Source organism: Pseudomonas chlororaphis subsp. chlororaphis, assembly GCF_003945765.1.
Lineage (GTDB): Bacteria > Pseudomonadota > Gammaproteobacteria > Pseudomonadales > Pseudomonadaceae > Aquipseudomonas > Aquipseudomonas chlororaphis.
The window spans coordinates 579,826-602,644 of record NZ_CP027712.1; the positions used below are offsets into that span (position 1 = coordinate 579,826).

Here is a 22,819-nt window from a genome sequence, read left to right on the forward strand (position 1 = left end):
TCTCGCCCGTGGCGGGGAGCACATTAATTCCAGGCGCACGTCGCCTGCATGCAGACTTAAGAGGCTAGACCCCTGTGGCATTGACGATTCTTGGCCTGTCCGGCGCCCTTAGCCATGATCCTTCCGCAGCGCTGTACATCGACGGCAAGCTGGTGGCGGCGGCTGAAGAAGAGCGCTTCGTACGCGATAAACATGCAAAGAACCGCATGCCCTACGAATCGGCGAAGTTCTGTCTGGAACAGGCCGGCATCAAGCCTTCCGACGTTGACGTGGTGGCGATTCCGTTCGCCCCGATCAGCCTGTTCGGCAAGGCCCGCTGGCACTACGCCAAGCGTTACTGGTACGCCCCGGACCGCGCCCTCGACGCGATTCTGATGGGCAACCGCCGCTACAAGCGTTATCGCAACAAGATCGTCTGGTGCCTCGAGCAACTGGGCTTCGATCCGAAGAAGATCAAGATCGAGCCGGTCGAGCACCACCTGGCCCATGCTTCCAGCGCCTACCACTGCTCCGGCTTCAAGGAGAAAACCGCGATCCTCGGGATCGACGGCAAGGGCGAGTACGCCACGACTTTCTTCGGCTACGGCGAAAACGGCAAGATCCACAAGATCAAGGAATTTTTCGATCCGGACTCCCTCGGCGGCCTGTATGGCGCGATCACCGAGTTCCTCGGCTTCGAAATGCTCGATGGCGAGTTCAAGGTCATGGGCATGGCGCCGTACGGCGATGCCAGCAAGTACGACTTCTCCCGCCTGGCCAGCTTTGAAAACGGCGAACTGGTGATCAACACCGATTACGCCAACGTCATCGGCCTGCGCCGTTATAAAGAGAAGGGCAAGGGTTTCTACTTCTCGCCGAAACTGATCGAGTGGCTGGGTCCGAAGCGCGAAGGCGACATCGCCGACGAGCCGTACATCCACTACGCGGCCAGCATGCAGGCGCTGTTCGAGAAGCTGGCGCTGCAGATGATCGACCACTACCTGGGCGACATCCTCAAGGAAACCGGCAAGCTGGCCTTTGCCGGCGGCTGTGCACTGAACGTCAAGCTGAACCAGAAGATCATCGCCCGTCCGGAAGTCAAAGAGTTGTTCGTGCAGCCGGCGTCCGGCGATGCCGGTACCGCGGTCGGGGCCGCGGCCTATGTTTCCCATGCTCGCGGCGTGCCGGTGGAGAAGATGGAACACGTCTATCTCGGCCCGTCCTACAGCAATGAAGACGTGATCGCCGCCTGTGCCCGCCACCCGAACAAGCCGGCCTGGCGCCAGATCGACAACACCCCTGAGCGTATCGCCAAGATCATGGTCGACGGCAACCCGGTGGCCTGGTTCCAGGGCCGCATGGAGTTCGGTCCGCGCGCCCTGGGCGGTCGTTCGATTATCGGTTGCCCGAGCGCCACCGGCGTGGCCGACCGCATCAATGAGCAGATCAAGTTCCGCGAGCGCTGGAGGCCTTTCTGCCCGTCGATGCTCGACACCGTCGGTCCGCAGATGATCAAGGTCGATCACCCGGCGCCATTCATGACCTTCACCTTCGAAGTGGCGGAAGAGTGGAAGACCCGTGTGCCGGAAGTGGTCCACGAAGACGGCACTTCCCGGGCCCAGGTGCTCAAGCGCGAATACAACCCGCGCTACTACGACATGATGAAGGCCCTGGAAGTCCTGACCGGCAACGGCGTGTCGCTGAACACCTCGCTCAACCGCCGTGGCGAGCCGATGATCTGCTCGCCGACCGACGCCCTGAACATGTTCTTCGGCTCCGATCTGCAGTACCTGATCATGGAAGACATCCTGGTAGTCAAAGACGGCGTGGATCCTTATGACACGCTCGGCTGAGCGCCACGTCCTGCAGTTCTGCCACGGCTATGACGGGCCGTTCCTGGACTGTGCCCGGCAATACGCCAGCCTGTTCGCGGGCAGCGGCTATCGCGTGACTACGGTGTTCCTCACCGGGGTCGCCGACGCCGAGGTGGCCGATGCCTGTGCCAGCGATGAAGTGCTGTTCATGGAATACAGCTCCAAGGCCATTCGTGGCCTGAAGCTGGGGGCGATACGCGACATGCGCAAGATCGCCGCGTCGCGCAACTTCAGCTTCTGCATCGCCCACCGTTTCAAGCCGATCTACATCGCGTTGCTGGGCACCGCGTTGCCGGTGATCGGCGTGCATCACGCGTTTGGCGATTACCAGCGCGGCAGTCGCCGCCTGTTCGCCAACCTGTTCCGCAAGCGCCTGAGCTTGCTCGGCGTGTCCGACGCGGTGCGCGATGACATGCGCAGTTGCCTGCCACAATGGCCTGCGGCGCGGATCCAGACGCTGTACAACCGGATCGACGTCGAAGCCTTGCAGGCGACCCAACTGCCCAAGGCCGAAGCGCGCCAGGAGCTGGGGTTGTCGCCTTCCGCCTGGATCGTCGGCAATGTCGGGCGTCTGCACCCGGACAAGGACCAGGCCACCCTGCTGCGCGGGTTTGCCGCGGCGTTGCCGGGGCTGCCTCGGGAAAGCCAGCTGGCGATTCTCGGTAGCGGGCGTCTGGAGCAGAACCTCAAGGACCTTTCCCGCGAGCTGGGCATTGCCGACCGCGTGCTGTTCCTCGGCCAGGTCACAGAAGCCCGGCGTTATTTCCGTGCTTTCGATGCCTTTGCCCTGAGTTCCGACCACGAGCCATTCGGCATGGTGCTGCTGGAGGCCATGGCCGCTGGCGTGCCTTTGCTGGCGACAGCCTGTGGCGGTGCCAGGGAAGTGGTCGAAGGCGTCGGCATCCTGTTCCCGCTGGGCGATGCCGAGCATATGGCCCAGGGCCTGCAACACCTGGCCGGAATGGATGAGAACCAGCGCTTGCTGTGCGCCGAGCTGATGTTCGAGCGCCTGCGCGAGCGCTTCTCCGACCGTGCTGTACGCGACGCCTTCTGGCGTCTGCCGCAAGTTACCGATCTGACCGCGAGGCCCTGATGCTCAATCGATTCCAAGGCTGGCGCGAGCGTGGCTGGTCGGTCGTCGACGCCTCGACTTATGCCGCCGCCTGGCAGCGTTTTGGCGGCAGCGTCGCCACCCATCCGCTGGTGGTGGAGCGGCTGGCGAACCTGGCGGGCATCCCGGTCCGCTACCTGGCCTGGGAACACGCCGGCGAACTGCGGGCGGCGATCCCGACCTGGGGGCGCGACCTGGCGCTGTCCAAGGACGTGCTCAAGCGCCGTGGCAAGAAAGGCCTGTTCGACCTGGGCAACGCCGAGTTGATCCTGCCGGCGGCGCCTGAGACCCAGGCCCCGCTGCGTCATCGCGGTCGTTATCTGTCGGCCTTGAACCAGGGCCGGTTCAGCACCCTTAAGCTCCAGGCCGAGCAATTGGCCATGGCTCGCACGCCTGAAGAGCTGTCGAAGAAGTTCCGCTACAACCAGCGCCGCGAACTGCGCCTGCTGGAAGAGGCGGGCGGCGTGGTGCGCCCGGTCAGCGAGTTCTCCAGCCAGGAGCTGGCGGCCATCTACTGCGATCTGTTCCAGCGGCGCTGGGGGTTCCCGGCCACCGGTGCCGAGCGCATGGCCGACGTCATCGAGTTGCTGCGCGAGTTACTGATCGGTTCGGTGATTTTCCTCAACGATGCGCCGATCGCCATTCAGCTGGTGTACCGGGTCGAAGCGCCGGAGTGGATCAGCGTCGAATACATCAACGGTGGCGTCGATCCTGAAACCCGCGAGTTCAGCCCCGGCAGCGTGTTGAGTTTCCTCAATACGCAAAGCGCCTGGGAGCAGGCGCGGGCCATCGACAAGCCGCTGCGTTTCTCCTTCGGTCGCGCCGATCGCGAATACAAGGATCGCTGGTGCAACCCCGTTCCGGTGTTCACGGTATGAATCAGCCGCCGAGTCGCAAGCAACAGTTGCTTAAACGCCATCGCCGGCAGAAGCGCCTGGGCCTGCTGATCGGCCTGCTGGTACTGGTGGCTATCGGTGTGCTGGTGGCCTGGTGGCTGCCGCTGCTGCTCGCGGTGCTGGCCTGGGTGGCCCATGAGGCCTGGTTCGCCGACCACCTGTTTTATTCGCCCCGGGACGATTATCAGTACAGCTTTCCGTTCGGCACCGAGCAGCCCAAGGTCCACCTGGACAAGCAGCGCTTGGTGCTGGACCAGGCGATCGACCTGGCGGGGGACGAAACCCTGATCCTCGCGGTAAAGGTCAGCAGCAGCTGGCTGGGGCGCTTTTTCGATCCTTCTGTCTCCTTGGCGGGGCAGGATCGGCAGACGTTCGAGCGTGGCGTGAACGGCCTGCGTTATCTCAATCTCAGTGGGCTGGCCCGACCTCTGGCCAGCGGCGAGCTGCAATTGCGCGGACGTTTCTGTCGGGTGCATGGCGAACCGCTGTTGTCGGTGTTCCGCGAGCCGGACTATCGCCACCAGCGGGTGATGGTCATCGCCCCCCACGCCGACGATGCCGAACTGGCTGCCTTCGGCCTGTACAGCCAGGCTGACGAAGCCTGGATCGTCACGTTGACCGCGGGCGAGATCGAAGCCGAGCATTACCGGCGGATGGGCATGAACGCTGCGGATGCGGCGCGGATCAAGGGCCGGCTGCGGGCCTGGGACAGCATTGCGGTGCCGCGTTGGGCCGGGGTCGCCGAGGAACGTTGTGTGCAGCTGGGGTATTTCTGCCTGCAGCTGCCGGCCATGCAGGCGGCGCCGAACCGGCCTGTGGCGTCCCGCGAGGCCGAACTGTCGGATATCCGCCTGTTCCGCCAGTTCAACCCGTTCCCGCTGCCGGCGGATGCCGATGGCGCGCCGACCTGGAACAATCTCCTGGCCGACCTGCGGGCGCTGCTGCTCAAGGCGCGTCCCGAGGTGATCGTGCTGCCGCATCCGACCCTCGATCCGCACCCGGACCACATCTGCGCCCAGCAGGCGGTACTGGAAACGTTGCAGGGGCTGGAGTGGCAGCCGACCACCTTGCTCGGTTATGCCAACCATTTGCATGACAACGACCGCTGGCCGATGGGCGATTCAGGGGCGGGCATTGCCCTGCCGCCGGTGTTCGACTCGGCCCAGGTGCTCAGGCCCTGCTGCTTGCAGCTATCGATCGAGCAGCAACGGGACAAGGCGATGGCCCTGGGCATGATGCATGACCTGCAGCCGCGGGCGCCGTTCAAGCGCCGCCTGCGCCGGGTCCTGCAGCGTGTGCTGGCTGGCCGCGCCGCTTCGCCTTATGGCGAGAACGAGTTTTTCCGCAAGGCGGTACGCCGGCATGAGCTGTTCTGGCGTTTGTAAATTGATATTGCATGACACCCTTTTGCCTGTCGGCCAGGGTAGTTTCGCTCTTTTGTCCGGTTGCTCACGGCTGCAAGGAAGATGATGAAGGTTCTATTTCTGGTGCAGAAAGAACAGCGGGCCATTCTGGACCGCCTGTACGAAGGCGTTGCCGCCCATTGCGAATGCGACCTGCGGTGGTTGAGCAGCGACGAGCAGCGCAACCTGCGTGGCTATTTCCGCCGTGAGGTGGATGTATCGCGCTACGACCGCATCGTGTTCTTCCTGCGTTTCAAGCAGGAAATCCGCCAGGCGAGCTTCATCCGCAGCATTCCCAACCTGGTGATCCTCGAGCACGACGCCTACCAGAACTACATCCCCTGCAAGTACACCGGCAAGTTCAGCGCGCACTACCGCCGCCTGCCGTGGGCACGGGTGATCAGTTCGGGGTTCATGGTCAGCGAGCGCCTGCGCGAGGAGGGTTTCGACGCGGTATTCGTGCCCAAGGGCTACGACCAGACCCTGCTGCAGGATCAGGGCCGCGAGCGGGATATCGAACTGGCATTCGTCGGCAGCACCAACAGCGTGGCCTACAGCGGGCGCAAGGCGCTGCTCGATGAGCTCGGCCAGGTCGAACCCTTGGTGGTGACGCGGACCAAATCGGGGGAAGAGTATTGCGACACGCTCAACCGTATCCGCTTTTTCGTCAGTGCCGACGTCGGCATGGGCGAATACATGATCAAGAATTTCGAGGCCATGGCCTGTGGCTGTGTGTTGCTGGCATTCGACCAGGGTGAGGCGGAAAACCGCGCGCTGGGTTTGCAGGACCTGCACAACGTGGTCTTTTATCAGAACATCCCGCAATTGCAGGAAAAGCTCGCCATGTTGCGCGCCGACCCGGCCCTGGCGCAGAGCATCGCGCGCAACGGACGCGATCTGGCGGTCTCTCGGTTCAGCTTCGCCCGTATCGGTCAGCGTATCGTCGAGGAACTCCAGCCCGCATTGCGGCCTCGTGCACCCTTGAGCTTTATCGAGCGTGTACGCTCGAAACTGGGTGTTTGACAGCGGTCACCTAGCCCTTAATAGTGATCGCACTTTGTCGTAGGTGAGAATCAAGTGCAGTTTAGTCAAGAGAGTGACATCACGTTGGTGGTCACCAGTTGCGGTCGCCTGGACCTGCTCAAGCTCACGCTGGAGAGTTTCGATCGCTTCAACAGTGCGCCGATCCGCGAAGTCTTCATCACCGAAGATGCTGGCGACGAGCGGGTGCGCACGGCGGTGCCCGCCCACTGGAAAGATCACTGTACCTTCTTCGTCAACCGGCCGAAGCTCGGGCAGTTGGCGTCGATCGACCTGGCCTACGAGCAGGTCAAGACTCCCTACATCTTCCATTGCGAAGACGACTGGGAGTTCTACCGCCCGGGTTTTGTCGAGGATTCGAAAGCGATTCTCGAGCAACGCCAGGACATCCTGCAGGTCTGGTTGCGCAGTTATGCCCACGACCTGCGAGTCCATAGCCCTTACATCCACTTGGGCGCTCGCGAGGTGATCGGCGGTGTGCCCTGTTATCCGCTGATCTCCGACAAACCCGAGTGGCAGAGCTTTTCCCTGAACCCGGGCCTGCGCCGGATGGCGCAATATCGGCTGTGTGCGCCTTTCGCCGGGCACGGCGGCGAGAAAGCGCTGTCCAAGCGCTATGCTGAGCTGAACCTGACGGCTGTCAGCCTGGAAGGCGATGCGGTGTTGCATACAGGTTTCGGTCTGCATGTGGAGACTGCCGCCGAGCGGCAGCGTAAGGCTCGGCGCAGTCGTCGCGAGCAAATCAAGCTTGTTTTAGTCCTGTTGGCTGGAGTCGGTATTGGCTGGTTTATCCATTAGTTCTACCGGTTTCACTTTCCCGAATACCGCGAAAGGGCTGTGCGCCCAATGAGCATTCTCAACGTCATGTGGGCAGGCGGCAGTGCGTTTGCCTCCGTTCACAAGGTTCACCAGCAAATCCTCTCTCAGGCCGAGCCAGGTACTGTGGTCAAGACCTGGCTGCTGCAAGGCTCGTCCACCGGATGCGTTGCCGAAGTGGGGGAGTGCCGGGAGTGGAACCTGTCGTCGGCGAGGCTGAAGGGCAAGCATTTCTGGCGCTTGCTCAAACCCTGGTTGCGGGCCAGTTTTCGCAAGGCGTTGCGAGAAAGCGACGCCCAAGTGCTGTTGCTCGATGGCCTGGGAGTGGCGCGTACCTTGTTGCCGGTCCTCAAGTCATTGCCGCACATGCGTGCGGTGGTGGTGATCCACGGCTCCACGCGCTTGCACCGCGAGGATCAACAGCTGTTCCGGCAGTTCCCCGCCTCGCAGCTGACCCTCGCGGCTGTTTCGCAGACCCTGGCTTCATCCCTCGAAGACGATTTGCAAATGCCGGTGACGGCCTTGCGTAGCGCGTTCAATCCGCACGAGTTCAACGCAAGGCTGCTGCCGCGTGCCGAGGCCCGGGCCACCCTCGGCCTGCCCGCGGACGATGTTCCGGTATTCGGCGCGGTCGGGCGTCTGGTGGACGATAAGGGTTTTGCTTGCCTGTTGGAGGCCTTCGCCAAGGCCCTGGCGAGCCGGCCGGAGATGCGTCTGGTGATTATCGGCGAGGGTTCGAATCGCGCAGCGCTCGAGGCCCGCATCAACCGGCTGGGCCTGCAAGACAAGGTTTCGCTGCCTGGGCATCTGAAGCATGCGGCGATGCTTTACAAGGCATTCGACTGGGCGGCCATCCCGTCGCTGGACGAGGGCCTGGGGCTGATCCTGCAGGAAGCGGTGATGTCCGGTGTACCGGTGCTGACCAGCGATTTGCCCGTCTTTCGTGAGCAGTTGGCTGCAACCGGGCGTTATGCGCCGGTGAATGACATCGACGCCTGGCAGGAGGCCATTCTTCAGGCCCTCGGCCTGCCCGCCCGGGGCATCGCGGCGGATCAGTACGCTGCTCTGGCCCCCGATCTGGCCTGGCAGCGCTTCAGCCAGGCGGCCACCAGCCTGCTGTCATGCCGAAAGTAGGGCCTGTTCCAATGCTTGTATCGGAAAGCTCCCATTCAGCTTCTCCCGGGCAATATAGCGGGCGAAGTGTTGCAGGTTGCGTTTGATCAAATGGCGCGGCAATGGCCCGCGGAAGAAGCGCATGTCGGCCACATCGATCAGGCCGAAGCGGTTATCCGGGGTGATGACGATGTTGCCCAGGTGCAGCGAGCGAAAGTAGATCCCCGAGGTGTGCAGGCTACGAATCAGCTCGACCAGGGCCGGCAAGGTCTGCTGCCAGTCGAAGCCTTCCTTGCTGGCGACCTGGCGCAGGGTTTCGCCTGGCAGCGGTCGGTAAAGCACCGCGGTCATGCCGGGTTGTTCCAGGCGGTAGAAGTCCAGAACCTGCAGCGTGGGAACGCCGAGTTGTTCCAGGCGTGCGGCGTTGTCGATGAAACGCTTCGAATAGGGCCGAAACAGGGCGGATGAAAAAAGACGCTTGCGCCGGAACAGTTTCAGAATATTCCCATCCTGCAACAGGTAGACTTTCGGGCCGTAACTGTCGGCCTCCAGAATTCTGGCGCCTTCAATCATCTGATTCAAAGTGGCTTGGGGAAGCCGGGAGCATTGCATCGTAGGAAGCCTTGTCGAAGTGGCGGGCACAGTGACGGGCAATGATGCCGAAAAGTTGTTGTTTTAACCATGCCGGGTTGGCTGGGTGATCCATTTAGGAGCGAGTAGATGCAGGCCACACGCTGGGCGCAAGTATGGATGACAGTCGGGTTGCTATGGTTTTTGCTGGCCATCGCACTGGCACCCACCAACAAGCTCTACCAACAGGGGCTGGTGGCCTTCCTGTGGTTGCCGGCAATGATTCTGGCCTGGTCCGTACGTGAGCGCCTGATCGAGTGGTGGCGTGCCCAGCGCTGGCTTGGCCTGGCATTGCTGGGGCTGGCGATATGGGGGCTGATCAGCCTGACATGGACGCAAGCGGCGGACCCGTCGCGCGAGGCCAAGCGCTTGCTGTACATCGCAGTGTTCCTGCTGTTCTTCCCGGTTTTCGCCAATGCCCGGACTGAGCGGGTGATCCGCACCATGCAGTGGGGCGGGTTGGGGTTGGCGGTGACAGCACTGATGGCCATCATCCAGTTCTACTGGATCAACGGAAATGTCTGGTGGGCACGCCTTGTAGGGTTGGGAGAGCTGGCTCATCCGATCCTGGGTGGTTATGTCATCGGCCTGGCCGCGATCTGGCTGCTGCACTGGGTGCCGCGTACTCGCGGTCTTCAAGCCGTATGGCTGGTGGCTTTGGCGCTGCTTGGTGGGTTTGTCGTGCTGTGCCAGAGTCGCGGTGCTGCCCTGGCGCTATTCCTGACCGTGCTGGCGATGCCGATCTGGTGCCGTGACCGACTCAGCCGTATGTTCGCCGCGGCGGCATTGTTGCTGGCAATGTCGGCATTCTGGTTTCTCGAACCTTTGGTCCTGGCGCGTGGTGTTTCCTTTCGTCCGCAGATCCTGATGGCCAGTCTGCAGATGATCGCCGAACATCCATGGACAGGTCTCGGCCTGGGATCAGGTTATAGCGTGCATGCCGAAGGGCAGGTCTTCGATCACGCCCACAACCTGTTCAGCCACATTGCTATTGAATTGGGCATCCCCGGGCTGCTGCTCTGGATCGTGGCCTGGTTTGCCGTCTTGCGCGAAGCCTGGCGCGCCCGTGAAACGCTGTATGGCCGGGGCGTCATCGGGATCTGGCTGTTCTCTTTCCTGGCCATGCAGTTCGATGCCGCGAGCCTGACGGGGACCCCTCGCGCCGAATGGTTCATCAGTTGGCTGCCGATCGGTCTGGCCACTGTTTTGGTCTGGGCACGGGGCGGTCACACAGGCTGTGATAAAATCCCGCGTTCCTCCTAAACAGTGAGCTCGACGATGAGTGATGCACCGCTCAAAGCGGAACAGGATTCCAGCCTGAAAATCTATTTTCGGCTGTTGGGGTATGTAAAACCCTATATAGGCATTTTCCTGCTGAGTATCGTGGGCTTCGTGATATTTGCATCCACCCAGCCGATGCTGGCGGGCATTCTCAAATATTTCGTCGACGGCTTGAGCAATCCCGAAGCGGTGCTCTTCCCCAACGTTCCCTATCTGCGCGACTTGCAGCTATTGATGGCGGTGCCGCTGCTGATCATCCTGATCGCGGCGTGGCAGGGGCTCGGCTCTTTCCTCGGCAACTACTACCTGGCGAAGGTTTCCCTGGGGCTGGTGCATGACCTGCGGGTCGAGCTGTTCAACAAGCTGCTGGTCCTGCCGAACCGCTATTTCGATACCCATAACTCCGGGCATCTGATTTCCCGCATCACCTTCAACGTCACCATGGTCACCGGTGCCGCCACCGACGCCATCAAGGTGGTGATTCGCGAAGGCCTGACGGTAGTGTTCCTGTTCGTCTACCTGTTGTGGATGAACTGGAAGCTGACCCTGGTGATGCTGGCGATCCTGCCGTTGATTGCGATCATGGTTGGCAGCACCAGCAAGAAATTCCGCAAGCAGAGCAAGAAGATCCAGGTGGCGATGGGCGATGTGACCCATGTGGCCTCCGAGACCATTCAAGGTTATCGCGTGGTTCGCAGCTTCGGTGGCGAAAGCTACGAGCAGCAGCGTTTCGTCGATGCCAGCCAGAGCAACACCGATAAACAGCTGCGTATGACCAAGACCGGTGCGGTCTACACGCCGATGCTGCAGTTGGTGATCTACTCCGCCATGGCGGTGCTGATGTTCCTGGTGCTGTTCCTGCGTGGCGATGCCACCGCGGGCGACCTGGTGGCCTACATCACCGCGGCGGGCCTGCTGCCCAAGCCGATTCGCCAGCTCTCGGAAGTCAGTTCGACCATCCAGAAAGGCGTGGCGGGCGCGGAAAGCATCTTTGAACAGCTGGACGTCGAGCCTGAAGTCGATCGGGGACAGATCGAGCGTGAGCGCATCGAGGGTCGCCTGGACGTGCGCAACCTGAGCTTCACCTATCCGGGCACCGACCGGGAAGTGCTGAAGGACATCAGCTTCTGCGCGGCTCCCGGGCAGATGATCGCGTTGGTCGGCCGCTCCGGCAGCGGCAAGTCGACCCTGGCCAGCCTGATTCCGCGCTTCTATCACCACGAAACGGGGCAGATTCTCCTCGATGACGTGGAGATCGAGGATTACCGCCTGCGCAACCTGCGCCGGCATGTGGCCCAGGTGACCCAGCATGTGACCCTGTTCAACGACAGCGTGGCCGCCAACATTGCCTATGGCGACCTGGCCGGGGCGCCGCGGGAAGACATCGAGAAGGCGGCGACGGATGCCTATGCCATGGACTTCATTTCGCAGTTGCCCGAAGGCCTGGACACCCAGGTCGGCGAGAACGGCGTGCTGCTCTCCGGCGGTCAGCGTCAGCGTCTGGCGATTGCCCGGGCCCTGTTGAAGAATGCGCCGTTGCTGATTCTCGACGAAGCCACCTCGGCCCTGGATACCGAGTCCGAGCGGCATATCCAGGCGGCCCTGGACAAGGTGATGAAGGGACGCACCACCCTGGTGATCGCACACCGCCTGTCGACCATCGAGAAGGCCGACCTGATTCTGGTCATGGACCAGGGGCGGATCGTCGAGCGCGGTACTCATGTCGACCTGCTGGCGCAGAACGGCTACTACTCGCGTCTGCATGCCATGGGCCTGGACGAGCCTGCTTCCGAAGGCATTGCCTGAGCCAACGCCAGGGTGGGCACTGCCCACCCTGGAACGGCCCCTGCGTGCAATGCGCCGGCGGTCTTTGTATCCCGCCCCTTACAGTCTTGACCAAGCCTAAATAATCCAGCGCCTCGTGCTTGTTATGGTTCCAGCCTCAATCGTCGACTGAATCGAGGGGGCCAACCCCGTCGCGCGGGTACTGGAATGTTGCAACGTTATCTGTGGAAGTTATTGCCCAAGTCGCAACGGGCGTTTTTGCTTGGGCGCCTGTCGGTGGTGGACCGGCAGGTGGTGAACAAGGCCATGTCCGCCAACGTCCGTTTTCCGGCACCATTCCGTCAGCGCGGTTGTGTGTTCATCCATGTGCCCAAGTGCGCGGGGAGCAGCCTGTGCTCGGCATTGTTCGACGGCTGGACGCCGGGCCATCTACCCCTGTACTGGTACGAGCAACAGTTTCCCCAGCAGTTCGCCAGCAGTTTCAAGTTCGCCGTGGTCCGCGATCCCCTGGAGCGGGCCTATTCGGCCTATGCCTTCCTGCGCGGCAACGAGCTCAGTCGTCGCGACCAGGCCGCTCAGCGGCTGGTCAGCCACTATCGCGATTTCGATGATTTTGTCGGTCGCTGGCTGCACCCGGAAAATATCCACAAGCAGCTGCACTTCGCCCCGCAGACCGATTTTCTGGTGGACTCCATGGGGCGCCTGGACATGGACTTCATCGGCTATCAGGAGCACCTGCAGCGCGACTATCAATTGCTCAGCGAGTATCTGGGCGTGAGCAGGGCTCTGCCGCATCTCAATGAATCGCGGCAACGGAGCGAGGCGCCCGCCCGGGACTTCTGCACGGTGCGCACTCGACGGTTGGTGCGTCGGGCCTACCAGCGCGACTACGAGATGCTCGGCTATGAATGAGCCCCTGCCACCGCGTTGCCCACAACCGGACATCCGCCCCTGCAGTCTGTCCCTGACCGCGATCGAGCGGGCGGCGCTCAAGCAGCAACGTCCGCGCTGTATCTGGCTGACCGGTTTGTCCGGCGCCGGCAAATCGACCCTGGCCAACCTGCTGGAGTTGCGGTTGAACGGGCAGGGTCTGCATACCTTTGTCCTCGATGGCGACAACGTGCGCGGCGGCCTGTGTCGTGACCTGGGCATGGGCGCCGAGGCGCGCAAGGAAAATATCCGGCGCCTGGCCGAGGTGGCGAGGTTGATGGTGGAGGCGGGGTTGATCGTGATCGTTTCGGCAATATCACCGTTTCGCGCGGAGCGCGCCGCTGCCCGGGCCTTGTTCGCGGCGGACGAATTTCTCGAGGTGTACGTGAGCACTGTGTTCGCTGTCTGTGCCCGACGCGATCCCAAAGGCCTCTATCAGGCGGCGAGCGAAGGGCGTATCCGGGACTTCACCGGGCTCGACAGCCCCTATGAAGCGCCACTGGATCCTGACTGCGAGATCGATACCGAAACGGTTGGATTGGCCTGCGCGACAGACCGGCTCATGGCGCTTTTGCTCAATAAATGAACAGTTTGGGGCGATCGCGAATACTCGTGCAGCGGTAGAACTAGGCAGCGTTCACCCTGTGTTAATATCGCGCCCCTGTTCATTTTGTATGTGGGTTGCTCCATGAAGTTGTCCATGCCGCGATTCGATCAAGCCCCTGTCTTGGTGGTCGGCGATGTCATGCTCGACCGTTACTGGCATGGTGGTACCTCACGGATTTCCCCTGAGGCGCCGGTACCGGTAGTCAAGGTCGAGCAAATCGAGGACCGCCCGGGCGGTGCCGCGAACGTTGCCTTGAACATTGCCGCGCTCGGCGCACCGGCCTCGCTGGTTGGCGTCACCGGCGACGACGAGGCTGCCGACAGTCTCTCCAACAGTCTTGAGGGGGCGGGCGTCCGCGCCTTGTTCCAACGCATTGCCCACCAGCCGACCATCGTCAAGCTGCGGGTCATGAGCCGGCACCAGCAACTGCTGCGTATCGATTTCGAAGAACCTTTCGCCACCGACGCCCTGGCGTTGGGCGCTGAAGTCGACCGGTTGCTGGACGGCATCAAGGTGCTGGTGTTGTCCGACTACGGCAAGGGAGCCCTGAGGAATCATCAGGCGCTGATCCAGGCCGCGCGTGCCCGTGGCATCCCGGTGCTGGCGGACCCGAAAGGCAAGGACTTTTCGATTTACCGCGGCGCCAGCCTGATCACCCCGAACCTCAGCGAGTTCGAAACCATAGTCGGCGGTTGTGTCGACGAGCACGACCTGGTCAGCAAAGGCGCCAAGCTGATGCACGACCTGGAGCTGGGCGCCTTGCTGGTGACCCGTGGCGAACACGGCATGACCCTGCTGCGTCCCGACCACCCGGCGCTGCACTTGCCGGCCCGGGCCCGTGAAGTGTTCGACGTCACTGGTGCCGGCGATACCGTGATTTCCACCCTGGCGGCGGCAATCGCGGCGGGTGAAGAGCTGCCGCACGCGGTGGCCCTGGCCAACCTGGCCGCCGGCATCGTGGTCGGCAAGCTGGGTACCGCGGCCATCAGCGCACCGGAGCTGCGTCGCGCGATCCAGCGTGAAGAAGGTTCCGAGCGCGGTGTGCTGAGCCTCGACCAGCTGCTGCTGGCGATCGACGATGCGCGTGCGCACAAAGAGAAGATCGTCTTCACCAACGGCTGTTTCGACATCCTCCATGCCGGCCACGTGACCTACCTCGAGCAGGCGCGGGCCCAAGGCGATCGCCTGATCGTGGCGATCAACGACGATGCCTCGGTCAGCCGCCTGAAAGGGCCCGGACGTCCGATCAACAGCGTCGACCGGCGCATGGCAGTACTGGCCGGTCTGGGCGCGGTGGATTGGGTCATCAGTTTCCCCGAGGGTACGCCGGAAAACCTGCTGGCCCAGGTCAAGCCGGACGTGCTGGTCAAAGGCGGGGATTACTCGGTCGACCAGGTGGTCGGCGCCGATATCGTCAAGGCTTATGGCGGTGTGGTGAAGGTGCTGGGCCTGGTGGAGAACAGTTCCACCACGGCCATAGTCGAGAAGATCCGCAAGACCGAATAAGGCTTGCCGCCAATCCGCCCACTCTCGCGAAAGCTGGAGTGGGCGGTGAAGCGCTCAACGTTGCCGGCTGGTCTTGGTCGGTACCATCTTGCGCAATATCTGCCGTGCCTTGCCGGTAAGACGCTGGAGTTTGGAGTCCTTCTCCGGCGCACTCAATCCCTGCTGCTTCAGCCAGTCCTTCCAGCGAATCCGCTCGTCACGCACCAGCCAGCCTTGCTGCCGGGCGAAGCTTTCGGCCAGATACAGGCCGCGGGTGCTCGCCGGGTGCAACTGATCCTTCTTCAACGTATAGAGCTCGGCGCAGGGCTGACCGTCCTTGAGTGGCATCAGGTACAGGTCCGGGCGCTTGCGATCCAGGCGCGCTACCAGCTGGTCGCCCTCCAGGCGTTCGTCGACATGGAACAGGCTCAGGGACTTGGCCTCTTTCGGCACGTCCAGGCGCAGGTCATAGATCAGCTGCAGTGAAGCGGTGGGCAGGTGCACATAGGCCCGCGGCCGTTCCAGCAACTGCAGGTTGGCGCAGCGTACCGGGCGTGCCGCGCCTGATAGCGGCGTCAGGCGAAAGGGCAGGGCCTCGCGATAATGCAGGGCCGCCGAGTAGGGGGCGGGCAGCCAGGTGTCGTTGAAGCGCCCGCCGAGCCAGCCTTCCGGGGTTTCCAGCAGGCATTCTTCGGCGATTTCCTGGATGGCGGTATGCAGCGGCAGGTTCAGCTCGTGGGCCGGGACGTAGCCGGAAATCAGCTTGAGCACCACGTCGCCGCGATCCTGCCGGCGCTGGCGCACCAACACCCAATAGTCGCGGTTCTGCCAATGCAGGGTCAGGCGTACCGAGACGCCGAGGTTGGCCAGCTCCAGGGCGAAGCGCTCGGCGTCGGCCACCGCAACCGGGCGCCGGCGCTGCAGGGTCTGCGCAAAGTTCAGCGGCATGCCGACGCTCTGATAGCTGAGGCCTTCGGGCGTCGCTTCGACGAACAGCGGCAGGGTCTTGAAGTTGCTGGGGTTCTTTCTTATGAGCGTACGCGGCATGTCGGCTCCTTCTTGCGTCGGGGTCGGCCGCGTGGGCGGCATCAGTTCTTGCGCAACACCTGCGCGACAGTGGCGACATTATGGGCCAGGTGCAACGGATTGATGGTCCCGACAATAGCACTGGCGACGCCCGGTTGATCGAACAGCAGTTCGAAGCTGGCGCGTACCGGGTCGACACCGGGGCTCAGGCACACATGGCCGCTGGCCAGGGCTTTTTTCACCAGAATGCCCTTACCGTGGGCTGCGGCGTAATCGATGACGGCTCGCTCGTTCTGTTCGTTCAGATTGTAGGTGACCATGGCACAGTCACCTTGTTCCAGGGCCTTGAGGCCGCCCTCGACGGTTTTCCCGGAGAGGCCGAAGCCACGGATCTTGCCTTCCTGCTTGAGCTCGGCCAGCGTCTGGTACACCTCGCACTGCTCAAGGATGTGCAGGTCATTGCCGTCGGAATGCACCAGCACCAGGTCGATGAAGTCGGTTTCCAGGCGCTGCAGGCTGCGCTCTACCGACAAGCGGGTATGCGCGGCGCTGAAATCATGGCGCGACAGGCCGTTTTCGAACTCTTCGCCGACCTTGCTGACAATCACCCAGTCCTGGCGTTGCCCGCGCAGCAGCGGGCCCAGGCGCTCCTCGCTGCGGCCATAGGCTGGCGCGGTGTCGATCAGGTTGATGCCCAGGTCGCGGGTCAGCTTGAGCAGCATGCGGGCTTCGGCGTCATCTGGAATCTGGAAGCCGTTGGGGTACTTCACCCCTTGGTCGCGCCCGAGCTTCACGGTGCCCAGGCCCAGTGGGGAGACCAGCAGCCCGGTGCTGCCGAAGGGGCGATGCAGGTCGTGCAGGGTCGCTTGGCTCATGGCAGCAGTTGCTCCCACGCCGGTTGGGCGATGGCGGGTTTGGGCAGCGTCGGCAACGCAGTCGCGGGGCCCGGCTTGATGCCGTCGCGCTCGAGGGCGGCGAACACCCGGTCGGCGAAGTCCGGGGCCAGGGCCAGCTTGGTCGGCCAGCCGACCAGCAGGCGGTCCTGTTCGGCGAGAAAGGCATTGTCCGGACGGGTCAGGCCCGACTGCGCGGGCTCGGCGCGGTCCACCCGCAGGGTGGCCCATTGCGCCTGGCTGAGATCGACCCATGGCAACAGGTTGCCGAGTTCTTTCTGGGCGGCGGCGATCTGCGCCGCCGGCTCGCGCGCCACGCCTTCGGCTTCGGCGATGTCGCCGCCGAGGTACCAGACCCATTGGCCGTCGGCTGCCGGGTGGGTGGTCACGGTGATCCGCGGCTTCGGCCCGCCGCCCAGGCAGTGGGCGTACAGCGGTTTCAGGCTCGGGCCCTTGACGATCACCATGTGCAACGGCCGGCGTTGCATGGCCGGCTGGCTCAGGCCGAGGCTGCTCAGCAGCTCGGCATTGCCGGCGCCGGCGCTGAGCACGATGCGCTGCGCGCGGATTTCCCGCTCATCGACCCGCAGGCCCAGCAATTGCCCGTTCTCCAGCAGGGGTTCGATCTTCTGCCCGGCCAACAGGCTATCGCCGCCCAGTTCGGCCAGGCGCCCGATCAGGCTCGGCACGTCCACCACCAATTCGGCCAGGCGATACACCTTGCCCTTGAAACGACGGTCCTGCAGGGCTGGCGGCAACTGGTCGCCCTTGACCTGATCGACACGCCCGCGCACGGCCTTGCTGGCGAAAAAACTGGTGAGGTTGCCGGCCAGGGTGCCGGGGGACCACAGGTAATGGGCCTCGGACAGCAGGCGCACACCGGACAGGTCCAGCTCGCCGTTGCCGGCCAGGGCCTCGCGCCAGCGGCGCGGCATGTCGGCGATGGCTTCCGAGGCGCCGGTCAGGGCGCCGTGCAGGGCGTACTTGGCGCCGCCGTGAATGATTCCCTGAGACTTGACGCTTTGTCCGCCGCCGAGGCTGGCGCTCTCCACCAGCACGGTGGAAAAGCCCTGGCGACGCAGGCGGGCGTTCAGCCAGAGGCCGGCGACTCCGGCGCCGACAATCAGCACGTCGGTGGAAATAACGGATGGCATGCAGCGACCTCAGTGTTCAAGACTAGGGGCGCAGTATACAGGCTCGAGCCGCGCAGGCTTTGTTGGCGATCAAACTGGCAGGGGCGCGCTTGGCGGAGCGCTTTGTGTAGCCGCTGCCGAAGGCTGCGATCGAGCGCGAAGCGGTCGCGCTCCTGAAGGGCCTGCGGCAGCGGTCATGGATCAGTGCCCGGCAGTCTTGGAAAACAGTTGGATCACCACCACGCCCAGGACGATCAGGGCCATGCCGAGCATTGCCGGGATATCCAGCTTCTGCCCGTAGAGGAACAGCGCGGCCACGCTGACCATGACAATGCCCATGCCGGCCCAGACCGCGTAAGCCACGCCCACTGGCACGGTGCGCACCACCAGGGTCAGCATCCAGAAGGCCACGCCGTAACCGACGATGATCAGCAGCAGCGGCAGTGGAGTGCTGAGGCCTTTGACCGCTTTCATCGAAACAGTGGCGATCACTTCGGCGCAGATGGCGATGGCCAGGTAGGTGTAAGCGTTCATGGGAGAGTCCTCGTGTTTGGGCTTGCTTGATGAGGTCGGCATTCTAGAGATTGTGCAGATGGGGTAAAGTCATTACCTATCTGTTTTGAAGATGGGTTGCCTTATGAATGTGCAGTGGAATCTGGAGCAGATGCGGCTGTTCGTCAGCGTCGCCGAGCAACGTTCGTTTTCCGCGGTGGCCCGTGACCAGCACAAGGCGCAATCGGCGGTCAGCAGCGCGATTGCGCTGCTCGAGGCCGATCTCGGCGTGCTCTTGTTCGAGCGCAGCAGCGGTCGCCAGCCGAAACTCACCGAGGCGGGTCGTGCCTTGCTTGCGGAGGCGCGAGAAGTGCTGCGCCAATGCGAGCGCTTGAACGGGCGGGCGCTGGCGTTGATGCGGGGTGAGGAGGCGCGCTTGCGGCTGGCCCTGGACGAGGCCATGCCTTTCCAGCCGGTGCTCGATAGCCTTGAGGCGTTGTCCGAGCGTTTCCCCAGTCTTGAGGTCCAACTGGCCAGCAGCGCCCAGGGTGATGTGGCGCGCAAGCTGCTGGAGCGTCGGGCCGACCTCGGTTTGCTGTTTCACCATGAACAGATGTCCGAGGCCCTTGAGCGACGGGCCCTGGGCAGCGTCGAGATGGTCACGGTGTGCGCGGTCGGGCACCCGTTGGCCGGCGAGAAACAGGTGGACCGCCAGCAACTGGGGCGGCATCGACAGTTGTTGATTTCCCCGCAGTTGAGCACTTACCCCAGTGGCGAGCAGGTCAGCCCGCAAGTCTGGCGCGCCGACAGCTTCTACGCGATGGCCGAGCTGCTGATGCGCGGCCTGGGCTGGGCCTGGCTGCCGCGGCATGTGGTGCAATACCCGGCCTATCAGAACCAGATGGTCGAGTTGGCCAGCGAATGGACCCCGCCGGCGCTGGTGGTGGAATTGGTCTGGCGTCGCGATGAACCCCTGGGGCCGGCGGCGCATTGGCTGGCGGAGCGTTTTGCCGTGCACTTGCGGGCGATTGGCTGAAAAAGCCGATAAACTCCGCCGCCATGAATAGAACTCTCTACACCGCGCTGTTTTACTTGGGGCTGCCATTGGTGGCGATTCGTCTGTGGCTGCGGGCGCGCAAGGCGCCGGCCTATGCCCGGCGGATTGGCGAACGTTTTTCCTGGGGGCTGCCGGCGATGCAGTCGGGCGGGATCTGGGTGCACGCGGTATCGGTAGGCGAGAGCATCGCCGCCGCGCCGATGATCCGTGCCTTGCTGGCGCGTTATCCACAGATGCCGATCACGGTCACCTGCATGACCCCCACGGGCTCGGAACGTATCCAGGCGCTGTTCGCCAACGAGCCGCGCATTCAGCACTGCTACTTGCCTTATGACCTGCCTTGCGCCGCCGCGCGTTTTCTCGATCGGGTCCGGCCGAAGCTGGCGGTGATCATGGAAACCGAGCTGTGGCCCAATCACATTCACCAGTGCGTCAAGCGCGGGATTCCGGTGGCGCTGGCCAATGGGCGGCTGTCGGAGCGGTCGGCCCGGGGTTATGGGCGCTTTGCCAAGCTGACCGCACCGATGCTCGCTGAAATGAGCCTGTTCGCGGTGCAGACCGAGGCCGAGGCCGAGCGTTTTCGCCAGCTGGGCGCGCGCTCGGAAACAGTCGAGGTGACGGGCTCGATCAAGTTCGACCTGAGCATCGACCCGCAACTGCTGGTGCGCGCCAGCGAGCTGCGCGAGCAATGGCAAGCCGGCGAACGCCCGGTGTGGATCGCCGCCAGTACCCATGAAGGCGAAGACGCCGTGGTGCTGGCTGCTCATCGCCAACTGCTGGCCAGCCACCCGGATGCCTTGCTGATCCTGGTGCCGCGTCATCCGGAGCGTTTCAATCCGGTGTTCGAGCTGTGCCGGCAGCAGGGCTTTGAGACTATTCGCCGCTCGAGCGCCGAGCCGGTCAGCGCCAGCACCTCGGTGCTGCTGGGCGACACCATGGGCGAGCTGCTGTTTCTCTATGCCCTGGCGGACAGCGCCTTTGTCGGCGGTAGCCTGGTACCCAATGGCGGGCACAATCTGCTGGAGCCGGCGGCCCTTTCCAAGCCGGTGCTGAGCGGGCCGCACCTGTTCAACTTCCTGGAGATCGCGACAATGCTGCGCGAGGCAGGCGCCCTGCAGGAAGTGGACGATGCCCATGGCCTGGCGGTGGCGGTGCAGCGCCTGTTCGAGTTGCCCCGGGATGCGCAGAAGATGGCCGATGCCGGACTGCGGGTGATGCGCAGCAACCAGGGCGCCCTACAGCGTCTGCTCGACGGGTTGGATCGCTTGCTGTAGCCGCTGCCGCAGGCTGCGATCGATCGGAACAGTCGTAAAAAAGGCCACCGCCATTCAATTGAATCGCGGTGGCCTTTTTGCGTGTCCTGCGGACAGGATCACAGCCTGCGGCAGCGGCTACAGGTTACTGCCCCGGCCGGGCCTTGAGCTGTTCCGCCGCGGCCTTGGCCAGGTCCGGCGGCAGGAAGTCGCGGTCCGGGTTGTAGTCGGCTTTCAGGTAGCGCGACAGGTCCTGCAAGTCGCCCGGATTGAGGGTGCCGGCGGCTTGCTTGAGGCGCAGGTTGTCGAGGATGTAGTCGTAGCGGCTGTTGTTGTAGTTGCGCACCGAGGTGTACAGCTGGCGCTGGGCGTCGAGCACGTCGACGATATTGCGCGTACCGACCTGGTAGCCGATTTCCGTGGCTTCCACGGCGCTCTGGTTGGAGATGATCGACTGGCGCCGGGCCTGGACCTGCTCGACATCGGTGTTCACCGCGCGGTGCAGGTTGCGGGTGTTTTCCACCACCTGGCGCCGCAGGGCTTCACGGCGCTGCTCGCTCTGGGTCAGGCGCGAGTAGGACTCGCGGACCTGGGAGCTGGTCAGGCCGCCGCTGTAGATCGGAATGCTCAGTTGCAGGCCGATGCTGCGTTGTTCAACGTCACTGCCGTAACGCTGGCCCAGCGGGGCCGGGTTGCTGAAGCCGAGGGCGTCGTTGTCGCCTTTCTTGTATTGCGCCACCGCATCGAGGGTCGGAGCGTGGCCGGCCTTGCGCTGCTTGAGGGTTTCCTCGGCGGCGCTGACCGCGTAGTTGCTGGCCAGCAGGTTGAGGTTCTGCTTGGCCGCGGTATCGACCCAGGCTTTGGCGTCATTCGGGGCCGGCGCCAGCACCGGCAGGCTGTGGACGATGCCCTGGATCGCGTTGTACTGACGGTTGGTCAGGGTGATCAGGGCTTCGAAGGCGTCATCCACCTGGCGCTGGGCGAGGATCCGGTTGGCCCGCGCAGTGTCGTAGCTGGCCTGGGATTGCAGGACGTCGGTCTTGTCCGACAGGCCGACGTCGAAGCGTTCGTTGGACTGGTCGAGCTGACGCTTGAAGGCGGCCTCTTCGGCCTTGGTCGAGGCCAGGTTGTCCTGGGCGCGCAGCACTGAGAAATAGCTCTCGGCGCTTTGCAGGATCAGGTTCTGCTCGGTGGCCGAGAGTTCCAGCGCGGCTTGTTCGTTGACGTCCTTGGCCGCCTGCAGCTGGAACCAGCGGTCGGCGCGGAAAATCGGCTGGGCCAGGGTCGCCTGGTACACGGTGCCGCTGCGGGTGGCGGTCATCGACGGTTCGTCGAACTTGGTCCGGGTGTTGTTCAGGTCGGCACCGGCCGAGAGGTTGGGCAGCAAACCGGCGCGCGCCTGCGGCACCACTTCCTTGCGTGCGTCGTAATCGGCGCGGGCGGCGGCGAGGTCGGCGTTGTTGTCCACCGCCTCCTGGTAGACGCTGACCAGGTCGGTTTTGGTGGTCAGGGGCGCTTCTGCTGCCCAGGCCATTCCATTGGACGCACAAGACACGGCGATGGCCAGTGAGAGTTTGCGCAGCATTCGGCGATCCCTAGAGTTGATATTACGAGGATAATTCTGGCGCCAAGGCTAAGTCTCGGCCTGTGCAGCGTCAAGGTTCGACGCAACCCATCGAGTGTAGATGCGCCTGCGAAGGGCAACAATCCTGCATTTACGCCATTCATCATGCTGTTTGCCGTGGGGTTGGCGTTCTGCACCGGCTTTGTCTAGACTGGCCGGGTTCTTGTCGGGGTGCCTTGCTATGAGGCTGAGATCGGATAATCCGGATCCCGTTGAACCTGATCAGGTTAGCGCCTGCGTAGGGAACAAGATTTCTCGTCACCCGGCGAGTCCTCTTGTGCTTCGTCCGGGATGTTGTTCGACAATCGAACACCCCTCGAGCACCAAGCACTGCACCAGCTGGTTTTCGCCTCTGGCTCCAGCCATGGTTGCGTCCGTTCGTTACAGGTT

The 22,819-nt window shown here is 63.3% G+C and carries 20 protein-coding genes and 1 riboswitch; of the genes, 14 read left to right on the forward strand and 6 right to left on the reverse strand.

From position 1 onward, the window contains the following. Positions 1-74 precede the first annotated feature (74 nt). The 7 genes from C4K27_RS02545 to C4K27_RS02575 all read left to right on the forward strand — a co-directional run bounded on the left by C4K27_RS02545 (position 75) and on the right by C4K27_RS02575 (position 8,254). Entirely contained in the window at positions 75-1,832 is a 1,758-nt protein-coding gene (locus C4K27_RS02545) for a carbamoyltransferase family protein (RefSeq protein ID WP_007922192.1), read from the forward strand. Further along, on the forward strand, positions 1,816-2,946 hold the full coding sequence (locus tag C4K27_RS02550) for a glycosyltransferase (protein WP_053259393.1): 1,131 nt from the start codon (positions 1,816-1,818) through the stop codon (positions 2,944-2,946). The genes C4K27_RS02545 and C4K27_RS02550 overlap by 17 nt, the downstream gene beginning before the upstream one ends. Then, positions 2,946-3,842 carry an antimicrobial resistance protein Mig-14 gene (locus C4K27_RS02555; RefSeq protein WP_053259394.1) on the forward strand — a complete coding sequence of 299 codons (897 nt, stop codon included), beginning with the start codon at positions 2,946-2,948 and terminating at the stop codon, positions 3,840-3,842. Before C4K27_RS02550 ends, C4K27_RS02555 begins: the two co-directional genes overlap by 1 nt. After that, positions 3,839-5,245 carry a PIG-L deacetylase family protein gene (locus tag C4K27_RS02560; protein WP_053259395.1) on the forward strand — a complete coding sequence of 469 codons (1,407 nt, stop codon included), beginning with the start codon at positions 3,839-3,841 and terminating at the stop codon, positions 5,243-5,245. The genes C4K27_RS02555 and C4K27_RS02560 overlap by 4 nt, the downstream gene beginning before the upstream one ends. A gap of 84 nt (positions 5,246-5,329) precedes the next feature. Continuing rightward, positions 5,330-6,286, forward strand: a complete 957-nt coding sequence (locus C4K27_RS02565; RefSeq protein WP_053259396.1) for a glycosyltransferase family protein — start codon at positions 5,330-5,332, stop codon at positions 6,284-6,286. Between the two features lie 54 nt (positions 6,287-6,340). Beyond that, complete coding sequence (locus C4K27_RS02570; protein WP_009041874.1) at positions 6,341-7,102, forward strand: glycosyltransferase family protein; 762 nt, start codon at positions 6,341-6,343, stop codon at positions 7,100-7,102. A gap of 48 nt (positions 7,103-7,150) precedes the next feature. Then, on the forward strand, positions 7,151-8,254 hold the full coding sequence (locus C4K27_RS02575; RefSeq protein ID WP_053259397.1) for a glycosyltransferase: 1,104 nt from the start codon (positions 7,151-7,153) through the stop codon (positions 8,252-8,254). On the opposite strand, the gene C4K27_RS02580 is transcribed toward C4K27_RS02575, so the two are convergent. Beyond that, positions 8,240-8,845 (reverse strand): BUD32 family EKC/KEOPS complex subunit, encoded by a 606-nt coding sequence (locus C4K27_RS02580; protein WP_053259398.1) that lies wholly within the window; start codon positions 8,843-8,845, stop codon positions 8,240-8,242. The two genes, C4K27_RS02575 and C4K27_RS02580, sit on opposite strands and share 15 nt — an antisense overlap. A 108-nt stretch (positions 8,846-8,953) precedes the next feature. Between C4K27_RS02580 and C4K27_RS02585 the strand changes: the two genes are divergently transcribed. The 5 genes from C4K27_RS02585 to hldE all read left to right on the forward strand — a co-directional run bounded on the left by C4K27_RS02585 (position 8,954) and on the right by hldE (position 14,972). Continuing rightward, complete coding sequence (locus tag C4K27_RS02585) at positions 8,954-10,126, forward strand: O-antigen ligase family protein (protein ID WP_053259399.1); 1,173 nt, start codon at positions 8,954-8,956, stop codon at positions 10,124-10,126. Positions 10,127-10,141: 15 nt separating this feature from the next. Next, positions 10,142-11,950 (forward strand): lipid A export permease/ATP-binding protein MsbA, encoded by a 1,809-nt coding sequence (gene msbA, locus C4K27_RS02590; protein ID WP_007922170.1) that lies wholly within the window; start codon positions 10,142-10,144, stop codon positions 11,948-11,950. Between the two features lie 186 nt (positions 11,951-12,136). Beyond that, positions 12,137-12,841, forward strand: coding sequence for a sulfotransferase family 2 domain-containing protein (locus C4K27_RS02595; RefSeq protein WP_053259400.1), 705 nt, complete (start codon positions 12,137-12,139; stop codon positions 12,839-12,841). Further along, on the forward strand, positions 12,834-13,445 hold the full coding sequence (gene cysC, locus C4K27_RS02600) for an adenylyl-sulfate kinase (protein ID WP_053259401.1): 612 nt from the start codon (positions 12,834-12,836) through the stop codon (positions 13,443-13,445). Before C4K27_RS02595 ends, cysC begins: the two co-directional genes overlap by 8 nt. 102 nt (positions 13,446-13,547) lie before the next feature. Continuing rightward, positions 13,548-14,972 (forward strand): bifunctional D-glycero-beta-D-manno-heptose-7-phosphate kinase/D-glycero-beta-D-manno-heptose 1-phosphate adenylyltransferase HldE, encoded by a 1,425-nt coding sequence (hldE, locus tag C4K27_RS02610; protein ID WP_053259402.1) that lies wholly within the window; start codon positions 13,548-13,550, stop codon positions 14,970-14,972. Between the two features lie 54 nt (positions 14,973-15,026). Here hldE and C4K27_RS02615 read toward each other — a convergent pair whose 3' ends face one another. The 4 genes from C4K27_RS02615 to C4K27_RS02630 form a co-directional block, all read right to left on the reverse strand. Further along, entirely contained in the window at positions 15,027-15,998 is a 972-nt protein-coding gene (locus C4K27_RS02615) for a hypothetical protein (protein ID WP_007921453.1), read from the reverse strand. 41 nt (positions 15,999-16,039) lie between these two features. Further along, on the reverse strand, positions 16,040-16,852 hold the full coding sequence (locus C4K27_RS02620; RefSeq protein ID WP_053259403.1) for an aldo/keto reductase: 813 nt from the start codon (positions 16,850-16,852) through the stop codon (positions 16,040-16,042). Further along, complete coding sequence (locus C4K27_RS02625) at positions 16,849-18,024, reverse strand: NAD(P)/FAD-dependent oxidoreductase (RefSeq protein WP_053259404.1); 1,176 nt, start codon at positions 18,022-18,024, stop codon at positions 16,849-16,851. The genes C4K27_RS02620 and C4K27_RS02625 overlap by 4 nt, the downstream gene beginning before the upstream one ends. Before the next feature lie 180 nt (positions 18,025-18,204). Then, positions 18,205-18,537 (reverse strand): DMT family transporter, encoded by a 333-nt coding sequence (locus tag C4K27_RS02630; protein WP_007921448.1) that lies wholly within the window; start codon positions 18,535-18,537, stop codon positions 18,205-18,207. Between the two features lie 109 nt (positions 18,538-18,646). On the opposite strand from C4K27_RS02630, the gene C4K27_RS02635 reads away from it, so the two are divergent. Together C4K27_RS02635 and waaA are read left to right on the forward strand one after the other, a co-directional pair. Then, complete coding sequence (locus tag C4K27_RS02635; protein ID WP_162235116.1) at positions 18,647-19,531, forward strand: LysR family transcriptional regulator; 885 nt, start codon at positions 18,647-18,649, stop codon at positions 19,529-19,531. A gap of 23 nt (positions 19,532-19,554) precedes the next feature. Next, a complete protein-coding gene (waaA, locus tag C4K27_RS02640) occupies positions 19,555-20,826 on the forward strand; it encodes a lipid IV(A) 3-deoxy-D-manno-octulosonic acid transferase (protein WP_053259406.1) in 1,272 nt (423 codons plus the stop codon). Positions 20,827-20,950: 124 nt separating this feature from the next. On the opposite strand, the gene C4K27_RS02645 is transcribed toward waaA, so the two are convergent. Then, positions 20,951-22,390, reverse strand: coding sequence for a TolC family outer membrane protein (locus C4K27_RS02645; RefSeq protein ID WP_009041884.1), 1,440 nt, complete (start codon positions 22,388-22,390; stop codon positions 20,951-20,953). 196 nt (positions 22,391-22,586) lie between these two features. Continuing rightward, a riboswitch (TPP riboswitch) is annotated at positions 22,587-22,691 on the forward strand. The last annotated feature ends 128 nt before the right edge of the window (positions 22,692-22,819 follow it).

Bases quoted from the DNA above. Each gene is read 5' to 3' on its own strand.
- C4K27_RS02560 (WP_053259395.1), top strand. From the start codon at position 3,839: ATGAATCAGCCGCCGAGTCGCAAGCAACAGTTGCTTAAACGCCATCGC.
- C4K27_RS02645 (WP_009041884.1), bottom strand. From the start codon at position 22,390: ATGCTGCGCAAACTCTCACTGGCCATCGCCGTGTCTTGTGCGTCCAAT.
- C4K27_RS02625 (WP_053259404.1), bottom strand. From the start codon at position 18,024: ATGCCATCCGTTATTTCCACCGACGTGCTGATTGTCGGCGCCGGAGTC.
- msbA (WP_007922170.1), top strand. From the start codon at position 10,142: ATGAGTGATGCACCGCTCAAAGCGGAACAGGATTCCAGCCTGAAAATC.
- C4K27_RS02565 (WP_053259396.1), top strand. From the start codon at position 5,330: ATGAAGGTTCTATTTCTGGTGCAGAAAGAACAGCGGGCCATTCTGGAC.
- C4K27_RS02620 (WP_053259403.1), bottom strand. From the start codon at position 16,852: ATGAGCCAAGCGACCCTGCACGACCTGCATCGCCCCTTCGGCAGCACC.
- C4K27_RS02615 (WP_007921453.1), bottom strand. From the start codon at position 15,998: ATGCCGCGTACGCTCATAAGAAAGAACCCCAGCAACTTCAAGACCCTG.
- waaA (WP_053259406.1), top strand. From the start codon at position 19,555: ATGAATAGAACTCTCTACACCGCGCTGTTTTACTTGGGGCTGCCATTG.
- C4K27_RS02630 (WP_007921448.1), bottom strand. From the start codon at position 18,537: ATGAACGCTTACACCTACCTGGCCATCGCCATCTGCGCCGAAGTGATC.
- C4K27_RS02555 (WP_053259394.1), top strand. From the start codon at position 2,946: ATGCTCAATCGATTCCAAGGCTGGCGCGAGCGTGGCTGGTCGGTCGTC.
- C4K27_RS02550 (WP_053259393.1), top strand. From the start codon at position 1,816: ATGACACGCTCGGCTGAGCGCCACGTCCTGCAGTTCTGCCACGGCTAT.
- C4K27_RS02580 (WP_053259398.1), bottom strand. From the start codon at position 8,845: ATGCAATGCTCCCGGCTTCCCCAAGCCACTTTGAATCAGATGATTGAA.
- C4K27_RS02595 (WP_053259400.1), top strand. From the start codon at position 12,137: ATGTTGCAACGTTATCTGTGGAAGTTATTGCCCAAGTCGCAACGGGCG.
- hldE (WP_053259402.1), top strand. From the start codon at position 13,548: ATGAAGTTGTCCATGCCGCGATTCGATCAAGCCCCTGTCTTGGTGGTC.
- cysC (WP_053259401.1), top strand. From the start codon at position 12,834: ATGAATGAGCCCCTGCCACCGCGTTGCCCACAACCGGACATCCGCCCC.
- C4K27_RS02575 (WP_053259397.1), top strand. From the start codon at position 7,151: ATGAGCATTCTCAACGTCATGTGGGCAGGCGGCAGTGCGTTTGCCTCC.
- C4K27_RS02585 (WP_053259399.1), top strand. From the start codon at position 8,954: ATGCAGGCCACACGCTGGGCGCAAGTATGGATGACAGTCGGGTTGCTA.